Origin of the sequence: Leifsonia sp. EB41 (genome assembly GCF_041262565.1) — a bacterium.
In the GTDB taxonomy this organism is placed as follows: domain Bacteria; phylum Actinomycetota; class Actinomycetes; order Actinomycetales; family Microbacteriaceae; genus Leifsonia.
Genome location: NZ_JBGCCJ010000001.1, coordinates 2,662,294 through 2,680,082, shown reverse-complemented (window position 1 = coordinate 2,680,082; position 17,789 = coordinate 2,662,294). Strand labels below are relative to the sequence as shown.

Annotated in this window: 17 protein-coding genes; 5 read left to right on the top strand and 12 right to left on the bottom strand. The window is 72.1% G+C overall.

What is annotated here, in order from left to right:
* The first annotated feature begins 72 nt into the window (after positions 1 to 72).
* On the top strand, positions 73 to 486 hold the full coding sequence (locus tag ABH923_RS13215; protein WP_370055837.1) for a tautomerase family protein: 414 nt from the start codon (positions 73 to 75) through the stop codon (positions 484 to 486).
* Here ABH923_RS13215 and nhaA read toward each other — a convergent pair.
* Together nhaA and ABH923_RS13205 are read right to left on the bottom strand one after the other, a co-directional pair.
* A complete protein-coding gene (gene nhaA, locus ABH923_RS13210; RefSeq protein WP_370055836.1) occupies positions 390 to 2,360 on the bottom strand; it encodes a Na+/H+ antiporter NhaA in 1,971 nt (656 codons plus the stop codon). The genes ABH923_RS13215 and nhaA overlap by 97 nt on opposite strands.
* The gene (locus ABH923_RS13205; RefSeq protein ID WP_370055835.1) at positions 2,299 to 3,372 is read right to left on the bottom strand and encodes a helix-turn-helix domain-containing protein; all 1,074 of its coding nucleotides are present in this window, start codon (positions 3,370 to 3,372) and stop codon (positions 2,299 to 2,301) included. The genes nhaA and ABH923_RS13205 overlap by 62 nt, the downstream gene beginning before the upstream one ends.
* 133 nt (positions 3,373 to 3,505) lie before the next feature.
* Here ABH923_RS13205 and ABH923_RS13200 point away from each other — a divergent pair, with 133 nt between their 5' ends.
* Positions 3,506 to 4,537 (top strand): NAD-dependent epimerase/dehydratase family protein, encoded by a 1,032-nt coding sequence (locus ABH923_RS13200; protein WP_370055834.1) that lies wholly within the window; start codon positions 3,506 to 3,508, stop codon positions 4,535 to 4,537.
* Positions 4,538 to 4,601: 64 nt separating this feature from the next.
* On the opposite strand, the gene ABH923_RS13195 is transcribed toward ABH923_RS13200, so the two are convergent.
* On the bottom strand, positions 4,602 to 5,357 hold the full coding sequence (locus ABH923_RS13195) for a BTAD domain-containing putative transcriptional regulator (RefSeq protein ID WP_370055833.1): 756 nt from the start codon (positions 5,355 to 5,357) through the stop codon (positions 4,602 to 4,604).
* Positions 5,358 to 5,406: 49 nt separating this feature from the next.
* On the opposite strand from ABH923_RS13195, the gene ABH923_RS13190 reads away from it, so the two are divergent.
* Positions 5,407 to 5,565: a DUF1059 domain-containing protein gene (locus ABH923_RS13190; protein ID WP_185275210.1), complete on the top strand. Its 159-nt coding sequence runs from the start codon at positions 5,407 to 5,409 to the stop codon at positions 5,563 to 5,565.
* A gap of 17 nt (positions 5,566 to 5,582) precedes the next feature.
* Positions 5,583 to 6,428, top strand: a complete 846-nt coding sequence (locus ABH923_RS13185) for a sulfurtransferase (protein WP_370055831.1) — start codon at positions 5,583 to 5,585, stop codon at positions 6,426 to 6,428.
* A gap of 7 nt (positions 6,429 to 6,435) precedes the next feature.
* On the opposite strand, the gene ABH923_RS13180 is transcribed toward ABH923_RS13185, so the two are convergent.
* From ABH923_RS13180 to ABH923_RS13165, 4 genes are all read right to left on the bottom strand, one after another.
* Entirely contained in the window at positions 6,436 to 7,251 is an 816-nt protein-coding gene (locus ABH923_RS13180) for an ABC transporter permease (protein ID WP_370055830.1), read from the bottom strand.
* Positions 7,248 to 8,141, bottom strand: a complete 894-nt coding sequence (locus ABH923_RS13175) for an ABC transporter ATP-binding protein (RefSeq protein ID WP_370055829.1) — start codon at positions 8,139 to 8,141, stop codon at positions 7,248 to 7,250. The genes ABH923_RS13180 and ABH923_RS13175 overlap by 4 nt, the downstream gene beginning before the upstream one ends.
* Positions 8,142 to 8,255: 114 nt before the next feature.
* A complete protein-coding gene (locus tag ABH923_RS13170; protein ID WP_370055828.1) occupies positions 8,256 to 9,533 on the bottom strand; it encodes an MFS transporter in 1,278 nt (425 codons plus the stop codon).
* 61 nt (positions 9,534 to 9,594) lie between these two features.
* On the bottom strand, positions 9,595 to 12,288 hold the full coding sequence (locus ABH923_RS13165) for a family 78 glycoside hydrolase catalytic domain (RefSeq protein ID WP_370055827.1): 2,694 nt from the start codon (positions 12,286 to 12,288) through the stop codon (positions 9,595 to 9,597).
* A gap of 286 nt (positions 12,289 to 12,574) precedes the next feature.
* Here ABH923_RS13165 and ABH923_RS13160 point away from each other — a divergent pair, with 286 nt between their 5' ends.
* The gene (locus ABH923_RS13160; RefSeq protein ID WP_370055825.1) at positions 12,575 to 13,066 is read left to right on the top strand and encodes a TetR/AcrR family transcriptional regulator; all 492 of its coding nucleotides are present in this window, start codon (positions 12,575 to 12,577) and stop codon (positions 13,064 to 13,066) included.
* 26 nt (positions 13,067 to 13,092) lie between these two features.
* Here the strand turns inward: ABH923_RS13160 and ABH923_RS13155 are convergent, their stop codons facing one another.
* The 5 genes from ABH923_RS13155 to ABH923_RS13135 are packed head-to-tail and all read right to left on the bottom strand — an operon-like array spanning position 13,093 to position 17,741.
* Positions 13,093 to 14,382, bottom strand: coding sequence for a glycoside hydrolase family 1 protein (locus ABH923_RS13155; RefSeq protein WP_370055824.1), 1,290 nt, complete (start codon positions 14,380 to 14,382; stop codon positions 13,093 to 13,095).
* A complete protein-coding gene (locus ABH923_RS13150; RefSeq protein ID WP_345837298.1) occupies positions 14,379 to 15,230 on the bottom strand; it encodes a fumarylacetoacetate hydrolase family protein in 852 nt (283 codons plus the stop codon). Before ABH923_RS13150 ends, ABH923_RS13155 begins: the two co-directional genes overlap by 4 nt.
* The gene (locus ABH923_RS13145; RefSeq protein WP_345837299.1) at positions 15,227 to 16,096 is read right to left on the bottom strand and encodes a fumarylacetoacetate hydrolase family protein; all 870 of its coding nucleotides are present in this window, start codon (positions 16,094 to 16,096) and stop codon (positions 15,227 to 15,229) included. The genes ABH923_RS13150 and ABH923_RS13145 overlap by 4 nt, the downstream gene beginning before the upstream one ends.
* A 38-nt stretch (positions 16,097 to 16,134) precedes the next feature.
* Positions 16,135 to 16,917, bottom strand: a complete 783-nt coding sequence (locus ABH923_RS13140; protein ID WP_370055823.1) for an SDR family NAD(P)-dependent oxidoreductase — start codon at positions 16,915 to 16,917, stop codon at positions 16,135 to 16,137.
* Between the two features lie 26 nt (positions 16,918 to 16,943).
* Complete coding sequence (locus tag ABH923_RS13135; RefSeq protein WP_370055821.1) at positions 16,944 to 17,741, bottom strand: SDR family NAD(P)-dependent oxidoreductase; 798 nt, start codon at positions 17,739 to 17,741, stop codon at positions 16,944 to 16,946.
* Between the last annotated feature and the right edge of the window lie 48 nt (positions 17,742 to 17,789).

The following is a 17,789-nucleotide window of genomic DNA, read 5'->3' as shown; positions in this document are numbered from 1 at the left end:
TCATTTGACAGGACAAACTATCAATCTGCACAATCGAGACGATCCCTTCTCTCGAGACCATCGGAGGACCCCATGCCCCTCGTCCGCATCGAACTCCAGGAGGGGCGTCCGGCCGCCGCCGTCCGCGCCATCGCCGACGCCGTCCACGACGCCATCGTGAGCGAGTACCGCATCCCCCGGCGCGACCGGTTCCAGATCGTCACCGAGCGCCCGGCCGGGTCGATCATCGCTGAGGACGCCGGGCTCGGCTTCGAGCGCAGCGACGGCGTGGTCGTCATCCAGATCTTCACGCAGCGCGGCCGCTCGACTAAGGCCAAGCAGAGCCTGTTCGCCGAGATCTCCCGCCGCCTCGGGGAGGTCGACGTGGCCGGGGAGGACGTCTTCATCGGCTATGTCGAGAACGGCCCGGAGGACTGGTCGTTCGGCTTCGGGAGGTCGCAGTACCTGACCGGGGAGCTCGCCGTGCCGGGCGCGCAGGTGGCCTGATCCATCAGGGCGCCGCGACGCTCGCCTGCAACGCCCGGATGAGCGACTGCGCGTCGTACGGGCCGACGTGGCGGCGGCCCGTTGATGTAGAACGTCGGCACGGCGGTGATGTCCATCGCCTCCGCGTCGAGCATGTCGTCCCTGACGCGCGCCGTGACCTCGGGCGACCCCAGGTCGGCCTCGAAGCGCGGCAGGTCGAGACCGAGCTCCTCGGCTCGACGCATGATGTCCGACGGGAGCTGGTGCTCCTGGTCGGCGAACAGGCTGCGCTCGAACGGGAAGAACTTTCCCTGCCGGGCGGCGGCTTCCGACGCCTCGGCCGCGGCGAGCGCGTTGGGATGGAACCGCGTCAGCGGGGCGTGCCGCCAGACGTAGCGGAGGTTGTCGCCGAGCTCCCGGCGCACCTCCTCCACCGATCCGGTCGCCTTGAGGCAGAAGCCGCACTGGAAGTCCCCGTATTCCACGATCGTGAAGGGTGCGTTCAGGTCGCCGAAGATGTGGTCGCGCTTCGGGTCGACCGGGCGCACGAGCGTGAGCCCCATCTCCTCCTTGGGCCGGCGCGCGTCCGAGAGGCGGAACACGATCGTCGCGACGACGAACGCGATCACGGTCGCCGCAAGGACCCCGACCCTGGCCGCGTTCTGGGCGGCCTCCTCCGGGATGGCGAGGTCCACGATGAACAGCGAGATGGTGAAGCCGATCCCGCACAGTGCGGCGCCGCCGGCCAGCCGATCCACGGTGAGGCCCGGGCCGAACTCTCCGATGCGCAACGCCCGCAGCAGCACGGTCGAGCCGAACACGCCGACGAACTTGCCGACCACGAGCCCGGCGACGATGCCCCACGCCAACGGCGAGACCACGGCGCCGACCAGGATGTCGCCGCTCAGCCGCACTCCCGCGTTGGCGAGCGCGAACAGCGGGAGCACCACGTACGCGACGTACGGCGACCACGCCGACTGCAGTCGCTCGTTGATCGAGATGGACTCCCGGAGGCTGTTCGCCGCCGCCCGGGCGTACTCGGTGTTCGGAGACTGCCGGAACGTCCTCGCCAGGTCGAGCGCGTGCTCCACGTCGCGGCGGTTGGGCCGGTACACCGGGATCAGCAGCGCGATCGCGACGCCGGCCAGCGTCGGGTGCACGCCGGAGGCGAGGAACGCCAGCCAGACGATCACGGCGAGCGTGCCGTAGACCGGTCCACGCCCGCCGCGCAGGTAGCGGGTGAAGTACACGCCGGCCAAGCCGACCGCCGCGACGATCAGCGGAACGGGGTTGAAGTCCTTGGTGTAGACCAGCGCGATGATGCTCAGCGCGCCGATGTCGTCCACCACGGCGAGCGCGAGCAAGAACACCCGCAGCCGGCCGACCGCGCGAGGACCGATCAGCGCCAGGCCGCCGACCAGGAACGCCGTGTCGGTCGAGATCACGACGCCCCACGCGTTGGCGTGCCCTGTCCCCATCGCGAACAGCACGAAGATGACCGCGGGGACGGCCAGCCCGAAGATCGCCGCGACGACGGGGACGACGGCACGCGACCAGCTCGTCAGCTCGCCGATCGCGAACTCGCGCCGCACCTCCAGCCCCACCGTGAAGAAGAAGATCGCCATGAGCGCGTCGTTGACCAGCGCGTGAAGGGTGAAGTCGAGGTGGAGGTCGCCCAGCCCGAGCGTGAGGTGGGTCTCCCAGAAGTGCTCGTAGCCGGTGAAGGAGATGTTCGCCCAGACGATGGCGATGAGCGTCGCGAGCAGCAGGAGGAGCGCACCGATGCGGCTGCGTCCCATCGCCCGGAACCGCTCGGCCAGGGTGGGCCGCCGGTCACGGGAGGCGCCGACGTCCTCCGGATCCGGCGAGCGCTGGATCAGGGTCAGGTTCGTCATGGTCCATCTCAGCGCTTTCGGCGCGAGAGCGCCAGACCCCGAGAGCTCCAGACCCCTGGGCGCGCGGACACTGTGGTGGAGGACTCTGGAAATCGAACCAGACAAGTCGCCCCGATAGGCGAGTCCCCCGTGGATCACTCCACCTTACAAGCTCGATCGCTCGGCCGCGGCCTCCTCCGCTGTGTCGGCCAGCGCGGCAAGCAGCCCGCAGCTTCTCCGCGTCGGCCTCGGTGGCGGCGTGGTAGAGCACGAGCATGATCCCGTCGGTGCCGGTGACCTGCAGCTTCTCGCGGTGCACCGCGAGCGGCCCGACCTCGGGATGCTGGAACGCGAAGGTCGCGCCCTGGCGCTCGCGCACGTCGTGCCGGCTCCACAGCCTCCGGAACACCGGGCTCGCGATCGACAGCTCGCCGACCAGCTCGACCACGCGCGCGTCGTCGGCGTCGGCGCCGACCGAGCGCCGGAAGCCCGCGATCAGCACGGCCGAGGCGGCCTCCCAGTCGGGGAAGAGCGCCTGCTCGGCCGGGTCGAGGAACACGTCGCGCATCCGGTTGCGGCCGGGCACCAACCGCGGCGAGAGCGCGGAGGCGAGGGTGTTGGCGGCGAGCACGTCGAGGTAGCGGCCCTCCACGAACGCCGGGAACGGAAGCTGCGGCACGAGTGCGGCCAGGCTCTCCGGAAGCGTCTCGGCCCGCGGGCGGCGCGGGCGGCGGGGCGCCCGGTCGCTGTCCGGCAACGCGAGCAGGTACGCGGTGGCCTCCCCGTCGAGCTGGAGCACGCGCGCAATCGAGCGCAGTACCTGCCCCGACGGGTTGCGGTCGCGGCCCTGCTCCAGCCGGAGGTAGTACTCGGCGCTGATGCCGGACAGCATCGCGACCTCCTCGCGGCGGAGGCCGGCCACCCGGCGCGTGCCGAGCACGGGGATGCCGAGGCTCTCGGGCGAGACCAGCTCCCGGCGGGCGCGCAGGAACTCCCCCAGCAGATTGCCCGGCCCCTCGGGCTCGACGTTCATGCGGTCCACGCTACGCGGAGACGGGCGGGGCAGGGTGTCCCTCGCACTACCAGTGTGCGCAGGGGGCTGGATGTCTCCGGCGGGCGGGGGAACCATCGAAAGGTCAGCACCCGACCAACCGAAAGGACCGAGCATGGCAGACCAGCGCATCCTCGTCACCGGCGGCTCCGGCTTCATCGCCGGGCACATCATCCTGCAACTCCTGGGCAGCGGTCACGAGGTCCGCGCCACCATCCGCTCGCTCGACCGCGAGGACGCCGCGCGCGCCGAACTGGCCGAGGCGGGGATGGCGAACGGTGACGCGCTGCACTTCGTGGCGGCCGACCTCCTGGACGACACCGGCTGGGCCGAGGCGGTCGACGGCGCCGACGCGGTGCTGCACGTCGCCTCCCCCGTCCACCTCGGGCCGGTCGACGACGAGGACGACGTGATCGTGCCGGCGCGGGAGGGAACGCTGCGGGTGCTGCGCGCCGCCAGGGACGCGGGGGTGCCGCGGGTCGTGCTCACCTCTGCCTTCCATGCGGTCGGGTTCGGCCATCCGCCTCTCGACCGCGCGTTCACGGAGGCCGACTGGTCGCCGCTCGACGGCCCGGGGATGGACGCCTACGGGCGCAGCAAGGTGCTCGCCGAGCGCGCGGCGTGGGAGCTGCTCGACGGCGGCTCCACCGAGCTGGTCACGATGCTCCCGGTCGCGGTCGTCGGCCCGCTGATCGGCACGGGCCTCTCGGGCGCGAACCACATAGTGCGACGCGTGCTCACGGGCGAGCTGCCGGCGTATCCGGACTTCGCCGTCCCGTTCGTGGACGTGCGGGATGTCGCCGCAGCGCACGTCGCGGCGATCAGCGCGGTGGGCGCGGCGGGCGAGCGCTTCCTGCTCGCGTCCCAGGAGGACGCGGTGCCGCTCGCGGAGGTCGGAGGGGTGCTGCGGGACGAGCTCGGCGAGCGCGCGAGCCGGGTGCCTCCGGCGACGGCGCTGCTTCCCGATGCCGCCGTGCGCGCCGCAGCCGAGGCGAACCCGGGGATGCGGCCGATGGCGGCCGAACTCGGGTACCGCAAGAAGGTCTCGACCGAGAAGGCGCGGCGCGTGCTCGGTTTCGAGCCGCGCCCCTGGCAGCAGGCCGTGGTCGCTGCCGCCGAAAGCATGCTCGCCAAAGGGGTCGCCTGACATCGAGGGGCACCTAAACGCCCCTAAAACCGTGTTTTAGGGGCGTTTACGTGCCCTTCGGCGGTCACGGGTCGGCGAGCAGCGAGGTGTAGAGGTGCTGCGTGGCGGGGCTCGGGGAGACGCCGAGCTCGTCGCGCAGCAGCGCGCGCAGCTCGCCGTACACCGCGACGGCCGCCCCGACATCGCCCTGCCGCTGGAGCGCCCGCATGAGCACCTGGTATCCGGTCTCGCGCAGCGGTGCGACCGACACCAGGCGGCGCCCCGCGCGCACGGCAGCGGGGAGCTCGGTGCCGCCCATCTCCAGGCTCGCGACCGCGTACGCGTCCAGCGCGCGCACGAGGATGTCGGCGAGCACGCGACGCTCCTCGTCGATCCAGCCGGTGTCCTCGCCGGGCAGGAACTCGCGCTGGGCCACCAGCATCGCTCCGATCGCGGGACCCCAGGCCGCCGCCCAGTGCCCGAGGGCGACCTGCGACTCGGCGCGGTGGACGGCCTGCTCCGCCCACTCGACGTCGACGTGGGCGTCCTCGCCCAGCTCCAGCCGCAGCGCCGACCGGCCCTCCAGCGCGTCCGCGCCGAGCAGCCGCCTCAGCTTCGACACCAGCGGGTTCAGTCCGGCGCCGTGGACGGCGACCGCGCCCGGCCAGACCGCCTCGGCGAGTTCGTCGCGGGTGCACGGGCGGTGCCGGTTGAGCACGAGGTACGCGAACAGCAGCCGTCCCTGGCGGCCGGGGAGGCCGTCCTCCAGCCGCTCAGCGGCCACTTCGAGGTGCAGTGTCCCGCAGAGCTGAACCCGGACCCCACCGGACGCCAACGTCATGCCAACATTCTGCCAACGGGCCCTGCGTAGAACTATGAGGGAGGACGAGATGACCAGGATCATCCGGTGCGAATGCGGCTACATCGCCCGCGGCGAGACGGACGCGGAGGTCGTCGACGACATCAGCGCCCACATGAGGTCCGACCATCCTGCCCTCTTCCAGGCAGTCGCGCGGGAGGACCTGCTCGGCTGGATCCAGTTGGAGTGAGCCGCAAGGAGGCCACCATGAGCTCCACCACCACCCGGGCCGACGCCCGGGACCTGCGCGTCACGGACGCGCCCCTCGTCGGGCCGGACTGGCTCGAATCCCACCTCGCGGACCCCGGCGTCCGCGTCGTCGAGGTCGACGTGAACGCCACCGCCTACACGTCGGGCCACCTCCCCGGCGCAGTGCTCTGGAACCCGTACGCCGACCTCAAAGGCCCGGACTACCGGCCCGTCGCGGACGATGCGATCCGCGCCCTCTTCGAACGTTCCGGCATCACGCCGGACGCGACCGTCGTCTTCTACGGCTACGCCCCGTCGCTCGGGTTCTGGCTGATGAAGCTGTACCGGCACGCGGACGTGCGCATCCTCGACACCTCACGCGCGGTCTGGCAGGAGGCCGGCCTGCCGTGGACGACCGAGACGCCGGACGTAGCGCCCTCCGGCTATCCGCTGCCCGCTCCGGACGACACGATCCGGGCCACCGCCGCCGACGTGCGCGCGGCGATCGGCCGCCCGGGCACCACGATCGTGGACGCCCGGAGCGCCTCGGAGTACACCGGCGAGCGCTTCTGGCCGTCCGGGACACCGGAGCCGGGAGGCCGCGCGGGCCGCATCCCGTCGGCGGTGAACGTGGACGCGGCCGGCGTGTTCGACGAGCGCGGCCGGTTCCGCGACCGCGACACCCTGGCGGGCATGTTCGCCGCGATCGACCCCGGCACGGACGTGATCACCTACTGCACGATCGGCAACCGCGGCTCGGCGGACTGGTTCGCGCTCCGGTACCTGATCGGGCACGCGAACGCACGCGTGTACGACGGGTCGTGGGCGGAGTGGGGGCACGACCCGGACACGCCGATCGCGTGAGACCGCGTCACTGACCGTCCTTCCGGATCCACCGGAAGGACAGCCGGCACGCGATCAGCCCCGCCACCAGCCAGATCAGCAGCACCACCGCGATCCAGCCGAGCTGCCAGCTCCCGCTCGGCTCGGCGGCCTCGAAGCTCGCCGGGAGGAACACGCTCCGCATGCCCTGCGCGATCCACTTGACCGGGAACAGGCTGGCGATGTTCTGCAGCCAGGTCGGCAGCAGGTTGAAGGCCAGGTAGACGCCGGAGATGAACTGCAGCACCAGCACGATCGGGATGATGACCGCCGTCGCGCTCTTGCCCGTGCGCGGCACCGCGGAGAGCGCGATGCCCAGGACGGCGGACGTGACGATGCCGAGCAGGTAGATCCAGGCGAAGCGCAGCCAGGCCTCCGGGTCGGTCGGCAGCGCCACCCCGAACAGCACCCGGGCGACGAACAGCAGCAGCCCGATCTGGAGGATGCTGGTCGCGATGACCTGGCCCATCTTGCCGAGGAAGTAGGAGACCACGGGGAGCGGAGTGCCGCCCAGGCGCTTCAGCGTCCCGTCGCTCTTCTCCACGGCGATGTCGACGGCGAGGTTCTGAACGCCGCTGAGGAGGATGCCCGCGGCGATCATCCCGGGCAGGTAGTAGGCGGCCTGCGAGATGCCGCCGCTGCCGTCCGGCGCGGCGCCGACCTTGCCGAGGCCCTGGAACGCGACGGAGAAGATCCCGAGCATGACCACCGGGAACAGGAAGGTGAAGAAGATGGTGTCCGCCTGGCGGAAGTACACGACCACCTCGTAGCGGATCCGGGACCAGCCCAGCGCGACCGAGGTCATGCGGCCACCTCCTGGCCGGAGGCCGCGCCGGCCCGCTCGTCCGCCTCCCGCACCAGCGCGAGGTAGATGTCCTCCAGGCTGGGGCGGATGACCTCCAGGTCGCGGGGCTCCCCGCCGGCCTCGGCGGCGAGCCGGGCGACCAGCGCGCCCGGCGCGTCGGTGCGCTCCTCGTGCGGCGCACCGGTGGAGTCCCGCCAGCGGACGATCGGGACTTTCGCGGCCGCCCCGCCGATCGCGTCCACCGCGCCGATGTCGAGCAGCGCGCCGTGCGCGATCACGGCGGCCCGGTCGCTGAGCTGCGCGGCCTCGTCCAGGTAGTGGGTGGTGAGGAGGATGGTGGTGCCCTCCCGTTTCAGCGTGCGCACCAGCTCCCAGAACTGCCGCCGGGCCTCCGGGTCGAATCCGGTCGTCGGCTCGTCGAGGAAGAGCAGCTCGGGCCGCCCGATCACGCCGAGCGCGACATCCAGCCGCCGGCGCTGGCCTCCGGACAGGTTGCGGATGCGGACCTTCGCCTTCTCCTCCAGCCCGACGGCAGCGATGACCTCCTCGACGTCGCGGCTGTGCGGGTAGTAGCGGGCGAACTGCGTGAGCTGCTCGCGCACGGTCACGTTCGCGGCCTCGGCGCCGGACTGCAGCACGATCCCGAGCCGCGCCTTCCACGCGGTGCCGGCCTTGCCGGGGTCGGCCCCGAGCACGCTCGCCTCGCCGCCCGACCGGTCCCGGTAGCCCTCCAGGATCTCGATGGTCGTGCTCTTCCCGGCGCCGTTCGGCCCGAGCAGCGCGAACGTCTCGCCGTCGGCGATCTCGAAGTCGACGCCGCGCAGGGCCTCGAAGGAGCCGTACGACTTGCGGAGGCCGCGCACGACCACGGCGGGAGGACGCACATTCATGCGCCCATCATGCCGCGCGGCGTGGGGATCCGCAGCACCGACGTCAGAACGGCAGGCGGAACTCCGGCGCGGCCTCGGTGGCCGCGGACGACCGGGTCGGCGTTCCGCCCGTGCTCACTTGACGCCGCGGATCGGCAGGATGGCCGCCGCGCCCAGCAGCGCCGCGATCGCGCCGGCCAGGAACAGCGCGCCGAAGTTCTGCGGCAGCGCGGCCGAGGCGCCGAGCGCGAGCAGCGCCGGGGCGATCGCGGGGACGATGGAGGACGGGAGGCTGCTGGCCAGGTTCATGATGCCGAGGTCCTTCGCCGGGTTCTCCGGGTCAGGCAGCACCTGGGTGACGAGCGCGAAGTCCACCGCGAAGTAGACGCCCTGGCCGAGTCCGATCACCGCGATGGCGATCAGGAAGGTCGGGAAGCTCGGCGCGAACGCGACCAGCGCGAGGCCGACCCCGAAGATCAGCGCGGCGGCGATGACGAACGGCTTCCGGCGGCCGACCTTGTCCGACAGCTTGCCCATCAGCGGCGCGAACACGAGCGAGACGCCGGTGCCGACGAGGGAGGCGACGAACAGGGAGGTGCCCACGGTCGCCGGGTTCACGTGCTGCACGAGGATCAGGTAGAAGGCCTGGTAGGCGTTGACGGCGGCGACGCCGAAGAAGATGAGGAGCCGGCTCCACCAGGCCCAGGCGAACGCGGGGCTCTTCGCCGGGTTCACCCAGAACGTCTGGAAGAACTCCCGCAGCGCGAACGCGGGGCGCTCCTCGCGCGCGAGCGGGCGGTCCGAGACGAACACCGCGAGCACCAGGGTGAAGACGACGGCGACGCCGGCCGGGAGGAGAATCATCGCGGCCAGGTTCGGCTGGACGGTCTGCGCCAGGAAGATGCCGAGCACCGCGCCGATAGGCGCGCCGAGGCCGACGATGGCGGACGGAGTGCCCCGGCGGGAGGGCTCGACCTGGTCCGGCACGATCGCGCTGCACGCGACGAGCGCACAGACGGCGCCGACCATCGTGACGACGTACGCGAGCGTGAGCAGCGCTGTGCTGGAGGCCGCCACGGTGAGCAGGGCGCCCGCGGCGAGGAGGATCGCGCCGAGCACGAGGTACGGTCGGCGGCGGCCGAAGCGCGAGAGCGTGCGGTCGCTGAGCCGACCGATCAGCGGGTAGGCGATGAGCGCCACGACGCTGCCGATGCCGATCACGACCGAGAGGACCGTCGTGGCGTTCTTCGGGTCGAGCTGCGCGGCCTTCAGCGAGAGCGTCAGGACGGCGGTCGCGAGCAGGGCGCCGTTGACGGTGGCGACGGCGGCGCCCAGGAAGAAGAGGAAGCCGCGGCGGGGTCCGGTGCGGACTCCCGCCACCGGCGCTGCCGTCGATTCGAGCGATGCGGTCATGGGACGACTCCTTCGTCGGGGTTCGGGTATCGGGTGGTGGTCGAGGGGCACGTAAGCGCCCCTAAACGCGCGGAATGAGGGCGTTTACGTGCCCTTCGGCGTCGAGTGGGGCGGGGAGGGGGAGGGTGTGCTCGGTGGCGCCGGGCGGGAGCGGGAGGCGGCGCCCTCCGACGACGAGCTCGGCGGCGAGGCCGTGCGGCACCTCCACCGTGATCCGGGCGTCGTCGCCCGAGCGCTGCCAGTGCACGGACAGCCGGCCGTACGGGGTCGTCACGTGCGCCGCCACCTCGTCGACGCCCGCGTCGAGGTCGGGCTCGACGACCGCGTGGCGCCAGCCCGGCGCGGTGGATCGCAGGCCCGCCACGCGGCGGTACAGCCAGTCGTCGACGCAGCCGAACGCGTAGTGGTTGAGGGAGGTCGGGCGCGTCGTGCCGTCGGGCGCGACGGCGTCCCAGTTCTCCCAGATGGTCGTGGCGCCGTGGTCGACCTCATACAGCCATGACGGCTGCGCGGGCTGCCACAGCACGCGGCGCGCGAGCTCCGGGTAGCCGTGGTCCCACAGCACGTCCAGCAGATAGGGCACCGAGAGGAAGCCGGTGTCGAGCCGGTCACCGCGCTCCGTCACCAGCCGGGCGAGGCGCGCGGCGGCGGACGGGATGCGGTCCTCCGGCACCATCCCGAACGCGAGCGCGAGCGTGTAGACGCCCTGCAGCTCTACCGGCAGCGAGCCGTCGGCTGCGACGTGCTCGGCAGCGAAGGCGTCGCGGACCTCGGCGGCGCGCTCGCCGAGACGCACTGCGTCCGACGCCCGGCCGAGCACCTGTGCGATGCCCGCCGCGACGGTCAGCGTCTGCGCCCGGAACATCGGCGCGACCAGCCGGCCGGTGAGGGCCGGCGCGACGCCGATCGCCTCGTGGAACGGCCTCCCCTCCAGCGTGCTCGGCGCCAGCCAGTCGCCGAAGTGGTCGCCGTCGGCGTACTCGTCCGTGGCCTGGTGGTCGATCCAGGCCAGGATCGCCGGGAAGCTCTCCTCCAGCACCCGCACGTCGCCGTAGCGCTCGTACAGCGCCCACGGCACGAACGCGATCGCATCGCCCCAGCCTGCGGCCGCGACGATCGCGCCGATCCCCTGGGCGGAGGCGGCGGCCTCGTCGTCGAAGGGCGAGCGCGGCGACACGATCGGCACTCGTCCGTCGGCCCGCTGGTCGGCGCGGAGGTTCCGCAGCCAGCGGTCGAGGAACGGCGCAACCAGCGCGTTGTTCGTCGCCGCCGGCGCGAAGACCTGGATGTCGCCGGTCCACCCGGCGCGCTCGCGCTGCGGGCAGTCGGTGGGGATAGAGACGAAGTTGCCGCGCTGGCTCCAGACGACGTTCTCGTGGAGGCGGTTCAACCGCGCGTCGGAGCTTAGGAACGACCCGGTCTGCTCCAGGTCGCTCGACAGCACGACCGCGACGACGTCCTCCGCGCGCGGCGCATCGCGGAGCCCGGTCAGGCGGGCGTAACGGAAGCCGTGGAAGGTGAACGACGGCTCCCAGGTGTCCTCCTCCGGCCCCGCCGCCACGTACACGTCGGTCTGCTCGGTGTTGATGCCGAGGATGTTGACGAACCAGGAGCCGTCGGCGGCGAGCGCCTCGGTGTGCTCGACGACGACCTCGTCGCCGGCCGCGAGACCGCGGACGGTCAGCCGCACGCGCCCGGCGATCACCTGGCCGAAGTCGACGATCCAGCCGTCCCCGTCCGGGTCGGGTACGAGGGAGGCCGCCGCCAGCGTCCGCACGCGGCGCACCGGCTCTCCGGTGAACGGCACGAGCGCGGCGGTGTTGCCCGGCACGGCCTCCACCGGCAGCCAGGCCGCGTCGTCGAAGTCGACCCGGGTCCAGCCCGGGTCGAGCAGGCGCCGGTCGTACCGCTCGCCGACGAACAGGTCGGCGTACACCCACGGCCCCGTCGCGCTCACCGCGTCGCCGTCGCTGCCCACGACGGTGCGGGTGCCGTCGGCGTGGTCGAGATGGAGCTGCCAGAACACGGAGGTCGTGTCGCCGTACTGCGCGCTGGAGCCCGTGATCCCGATCCGGCCGGCCCACCAGCCGTCCGCGAGGGCGACCGCGAGCACGTTCTCCCCCGCGCGGATGAGGTTGGTGACGTCGTAAGCCTGCACCGCGATCCGGCGCCGGTAGGAGTCGGAGCCCGGCGCGAGCACCTCGTCGCCGACGACGGCGCCGTTGAGGTACGCGAGGTAGACGCCGCGCGCGGTGGCGTGCAGGCGTGCTCGCACAATGTCGTCGCCTGCCGTGAAGCGCCGGCGCAGGAGCTGCACCGGGCGCAGCCGCTCCGTCGGTGCGCCCTCGGGCTGCGCACCGCGGATCCAGTCGAGGAGGGTCCAGCGCTCGATCGCGGTCGGCCGCTGCTGCGGGGTGATCCAGGACGCCGTCCAGGTGGACGGGTCGAGCACGGCGGTCTCGAACCGGGAGGCGGCGGCCAGGGGGTCGGCGTCTGCGGCTCCCCAGCTCTGCACGCTCCACGTGAAGGCGGCGTCGGAGGCCAGCGGCTCGCCCGCGTACTCGATCAGGGAGGTCTCGGCGCTCGCGACCCGCCCGGAGTCCCACACGGTGCGTCCATCGGCAGCGGCGACGATCAGACGGTAGGCGCTCTGCTCGTGCTCGGCGATCCAGCCGAAGCGCGGGCGCGCGGTGCCGACTCCGGTGGGTTCGTGGAGGTACTCCACCCGGAGGTCGCGGCAACGTCCCTGGTCCACAGCGGCTCCTTCGCAGCTCGTCTCGCCCGTCGGGTGCGGGGTGCTGCGAGTCTAGGCGACGAAAACCTTATGCACAAGGTTTTCATTCTGCGACCCTTCCAGTACCGTGAACGCATGGCATCGGAGACCGGAACCACAGCGCCTAAGCGCGGCAGCTACGCCGTCGGACGGGCCCGGCGCGAGCAGATCCTCGACATCGCCACCGAGCGCTTCGCGCAGTCCGGCTACTCCGGCACGTCGCTCGCCCGCATCGCCCAGGACGTCGGGCTGACCACCCCGGGGGCTGATGCACCACTTCCCGTCCAAGCAGCACCTGCTCCTCGCCGTCGCCGAACGCCGCTTCGACCTCGCGGCGGAGCTGGCGCTCACGGCGCCGGCCGACACCGACGGGCTCGGGCCGCTGCGGTTGATGCTCCAGCTCTCCGGCATGTTCCAGTCCCAGCCCGGACTCATGGAGCTGTTCGTGCTCCTCTCGGCGGAGGCCGCCGACCCCGGCTCGCCCGCGCACGAGCTGTATGCGGCACGTTACGAGCGCGTGATCGGCGAGCTGGAGGCGCTGTTCCTGGCGTCGGTGGAGGCCGGCCACCTGCGCGCCGACGTCGACTACCGCGGGGTCGCGCGCGAGTGCATCGCCCTCGCGGACGGCCTCCAGCTGCAGTGGGTGCTCTCGCGCGGCGGCATCGACCTCGTGGCGTTGACCAAGAGCAGCCTCGAGCGCCTGGCGCCCACCATCCTGGTGGCCGCAGGTCCCGTCGACCTCTCGGCGTCCGCCGCCTAGCGGCCCTGCGGGGTCACGACTCGCCGCTACGCAGGCGCCGGAACGGCGTGTTGCGCCCCTTCTTCGGCCGCGGCGCCGCCCGTGCGGGCGACCTCCCCGAGCCAGTGCGCACTCGGCTTCGGCGTGCGCTCCTGGGTCGCGCGGTCGACCGCGATCAGCCCGAACTTGGGCCCGTAGCCGAAGACCCACTCGAAGTTGTCGAACGCCGTCCAGGCGATGTAGCCGCGCACATCGATCCCGTCGGCGAGGCAGGCGCGGACACCGGCGATGGCGGCGCGCAGGTACTCGATCCGCAGCGCGTCGTCGTCGGTCGCGAGGCCGTTCTCCGTCACGTAGACCGGGATGCCCGCGATCGCGGCCGCCTGCCAGATGGTGGCCTCCAGCGCCTGCGGGTAGATCTCCTCGCCCATGTGGTTGACGATCGCGGCGGCCGGCGCGGGGGCCTGCCCGTCCGCGTCGAACACCGTGCGCCCGTAGGTCTGGATGCCGACGAAGTCGTCGCCGCGGGAGGCCTCCAGGAAGCGCTCGTTCACCTCGCGGCGCACCCGGTCGGCGCGTTCCTCGCCCCCGGGGACGGCCTGGATGTCGGAGTTCGCGAGCGTCCAGCCGACCGGGATGCCGGGCTTGGCCGCCCGGATCGCGTCCCGGCCGAGCCGGTGCGCGGCGAGCTTCACGTCGAAGCCGGCGTCCGAGACCGTGAACTGGGAGGGCGCGACGCGCGACGGCTCGATGCCCAGCCGCTCGGCCGCCGCCGCCCAGAGCGGGACGGCCGCGCGCTGCTCCGGCTCCTCGCCGCCGAACCCGAGGGAGCGCAGCAGCCAAGGCAGGTTCGGCTCGTTGAGCGTGCATGCGACGTCGATCAGGTCGCCGAGGTGCGCCATGACGCGCTCGCAGTACCGGGCGAACCGGGCGGGCGTCTCCGCGTCCTCCCAGCCGCCGGCGGCGAGCAGCCAGCGCGGGCTGACGAAGTGGTTGAAGGTCACGACGGTGGCGAGCCCGTGCTCGCGGCACGCCTCCAGCATCCGCCGGTAGTGGTCGAGCTCGGCTGTCGAGAACCGGCCCTCCTCCGGCTCGATGCGCGCCCACTCCAGCGAGAAGCGGTACGCGCCGAAGCCGAGCTCGGCGATCAGCCGGATGTCGTCGCGGTAGCGGTGGTAGTGGTCGATCGCGTCGCCGGAGGGCTCGGCGAAGATGGTGCCGGGCAGGTGCTCGAGGAACCAGACGTCGCTGTTGACGTTGTTGCCCTCGACCTGGTGCCCGGCGGTGGCGACCCCCCACAGGAAGCCGTCGGGGAAGTCCGTGGTGTCCGCGCTCATGCGTTGCTCCGTTCCGTGAATCGTGTAGTGATGCTGCCGACGCCCTCGATGGTCGAGACGAGGGTCTCCCCCGCGCGCAGGAAGCGCTTCGGGGTCCGTGCGTTGCCGATGCCCGAGGGCGTGCCGGTGAAGATCAGGTCGCCGGGCAGCAGGGTCACCACGGCGGACAGCCGGGCGACGAGCTCCGGGAGGTCGTAGATCATCCGGGAGGTGCGGGAGTCCTGCAGCACCTCGCCGTCGAGTGCGCACGAGATGGCGAGGTCGGCCGGGTCGGCGAGCTCGTCGGGCGTCACCAGCCACGGTCCCGTCGGCGAGAACCCGGGGTGCGACTTCGCCAGGGAGAACTGCGGCCGGGTGCCTTCCAGCTGCGCGGCGCGCTCGGACAGGTCCTGGCCGACGGTGACGCCGGCGATGCGCGGCCAGGCCTCGTCGCGCGGGATGCGGTGGCCGCCGACGCCGATCGCGACCACCAGCTCGACCTCCCAGTCGACGTCGCCGTCCGGCAGCTCGACGGTCGCGTCCGCGCCGGTGAGGCTGCTCGGGAACTTGGTGAACGTCACCGGGAGGCTGTCCGGCGGGTAGCCGGCCTCGTCGGCGTGCTCGCGGTAGTTGACGCCGATCGCGAAGACCTGGGGAGGGCGCGGCACGGGTGGGCCGAGACGGGCCGGGTCGACGGCGACCGGGCCCACCCCGTCGAGCGTCGACGCCCACGACCGGAAGGCCTCCCACTCGGAGAAGGCCGCCATCGGGTCCGGCCCGAACCGCCCTTCCGACGCCGTCGCGACGTCCGTCGCCGTTCCGTCGGCGTGGACGACCGTCGACCGCCCGTCGAGATTCGCCAGCCTCACCAGTCGACCTTCGCCGGCGCGGGCACGCCGTGGGCGTCCTGCCAGCTCACGACCGGGTTGCGCAGTGTCCCGACGCCCTGGATCTCGGCCTCCACCACGTCGCCGGGGCGCAGGTAGAAGTCGAACGGGTTCTGCTGGATGGCCGCCACCCCGGAGATGGTGCCCGTCGTGATGAGGTCGCCCGCGCTGAAGATCTGCGGCGAGTGGTAGGCGACCAGGTGCGGCAGGGTGACCAGCATCTGATCGGTGTTGCCGCGCTGGCGGACCTCCCCGTTGACGCGCAGCTCCATCGCGAGCTTCTGCGGGTCGTCGATCTCGTCCTTGGTGACGATCCACGGGCCGATCGGGCAGAAGGTGTCGATGCCCTTGCTGAACGAGAAGACGCCGGACTTCATCTCGCGGCGCTGGATGTCGCGCGCGGTGATGTCGTTGAACACGGTGAAGCCGGCGATGTGGTCCCAGGCCTCCTCCGGGCTGAAGAACTTGCCCGGCTTGCCGAGGACGACGGCGAGCTCCAGCTCGTAGTCCAGCTCCGAGGTGAGGTGCTCCGGGTAGACGATCGGGTCGTCCGGGCCGATGATCGCGTCCACGTTCTGGAAGAACACGATGCCCTTGTGCACCGGGTGCGACCAGTTGACCTTCTGCAGCTCCTCGTGGTGCGCGGCGAAGTTGCCGGCGGTGTGGAAGAACTTCTTGGGGACGATGGGCGCGCGCAGCCGCACGTCCGCCAGCGGGAGGACCGCGCCGGTCTCGCCGACGCGGCCCTCGGCCTCGAAGAACGCCTTGGTGGAGGGGATGTCGAGCTCGACGACGTCGTCGCCGTCGATGCGGCCGACCCGCCCCTCGTCGAAGGTGATGAGCTTCATGGGAACTGTTCCTTATCTCTGAAGGGAGTGCCGGCGGGTCAGGCGCCGACCATGTTGAAGCCGCCGTCGGCGAGCATGTACGCGCCCGTGATGTGGGACGCGTCGTCGCTGGCGAGGAAGAGCGCGGTCCCGGCCACGACCTCCGGGGCCGGGATGGTGCCGAGCGGGGTCTGCGAGATGAGCTTCTCGCGGCGGCCGCCCTGCCAGTCCGGGCGGGCGAGCGTCGCCTCCGTCTCCATGAAGCCGGGCGCGAAGATGTTCACCCGCACCGCGGGCGCGAGCGCGGCCGCATAGGACTTGGTGATGCCCAGGAGGGCGTACTTCCCTGCGGCGTACACCGGGGCGCGGGCGCTGCCGCGCACGATGACCGTCGAGCCGATGTTGACGATGGCGCCGTGGCCTTGCTCGACCATGCGGCCGCCGAACTCGTGGACCATCGTGAGCGTCCCCTTGACGTCCACGTCGACGACCCGGTCGAGCGTCTCCGGGGTGAGGTCGCGCCACGACATCAGGTCGGTGGCGACGTCGCCGACGTTGTTGACGAGCACGTCGAGCGTGCCGACCGCCTCGAACACCTCGTCGCGCAGTCGCTTGACCTCCTCCCAGTCGGAGATGTCGGCCTGGACGACGAAGACTTCGCCACCGAGGGCCTCGATGCGCTCGGCGGTCTTCCACGCGCCGGCCTCAGACCGGTTGTAGTGCACGCCGACGCGCGCGCCCTCCTGGGCGGCCCGGACGGCGATCTCGGCGCCGAAGCCGGTGCCGGCGCCGGTGACCAGGACGGTCTGCCCGGCGAAGCGGGGGAAGATCTGTGCGTTCATGCGATGTCCTTTCCGTGGGCGCCGGCTCAGACGAGCGTGCGGCCGCCGTCGATGTAGAGCACGTGGCCGGTGATGAAGCCGGCCTGGCGGGAGGCGAGGAAGAGCACGGGACCGGCGATCTCGTCGGGAGTGCCGAGCCGGCCCGCCGGGACCTGGAGCTCGAGCTTCTCCCGGTTGCCGCCCTCGGCGAGGTGGCCGCTCGTGAGCGGCGTCTCGACGTAACCGGGCGCGACGGCGTTGACGGTCACGCCGTCCTTCGCCCACTCCCGTGCCATCACCCGGATGAGCTGGTTGATGCCGCCCTTGGAGGCGGCGTACGGCCCGTGGTTCTCGTGCGCCAGCAGGCCGGAGACGCTGGAGAGCGCGACGATGCGGCCGTGGCCCTGCTCCGTCATCCAGCGCCCCGCTGCCTGGCCGAGCGCGAACAGCGTCGTCAGGTTGACGTCGATGATGCGCTGCCACTCGTCGTCGCTGAAGTCGAGCAGCGGGCGGCGGTCGTTGATCCCGACGCTGTGCAGCACGATGTCGAGTCCGCCGAGGGTCTCGACCGCGTCGGCGACGACGCCGGCCGCGGCACCGTGCGCGGTCAGGTCGGCGGCGAGGGTGCGGCCGCCGCGACCGCCGAAGGCCGGGTCGCCGGCGAGCTCGGCGAGGCGGCGCTCGTCGCGGTCCACGACGATCACGCGCGCCCCGGCGTCGAGGAAGCGCAACGCGCAGGTGGTCCCGATTCCGCCGGCTCCGGCGATGATCACGCGGGCACCGTCGAGCCCGAGCCAGTCGGGGGTGCGCGCAGGCGCCTCCGCGGCGCTGGTCTGGATCGTCATGTCGGCCTCCTCACTTCTTCGTGTCGGCAACGTCCGGGTGGACGGGAC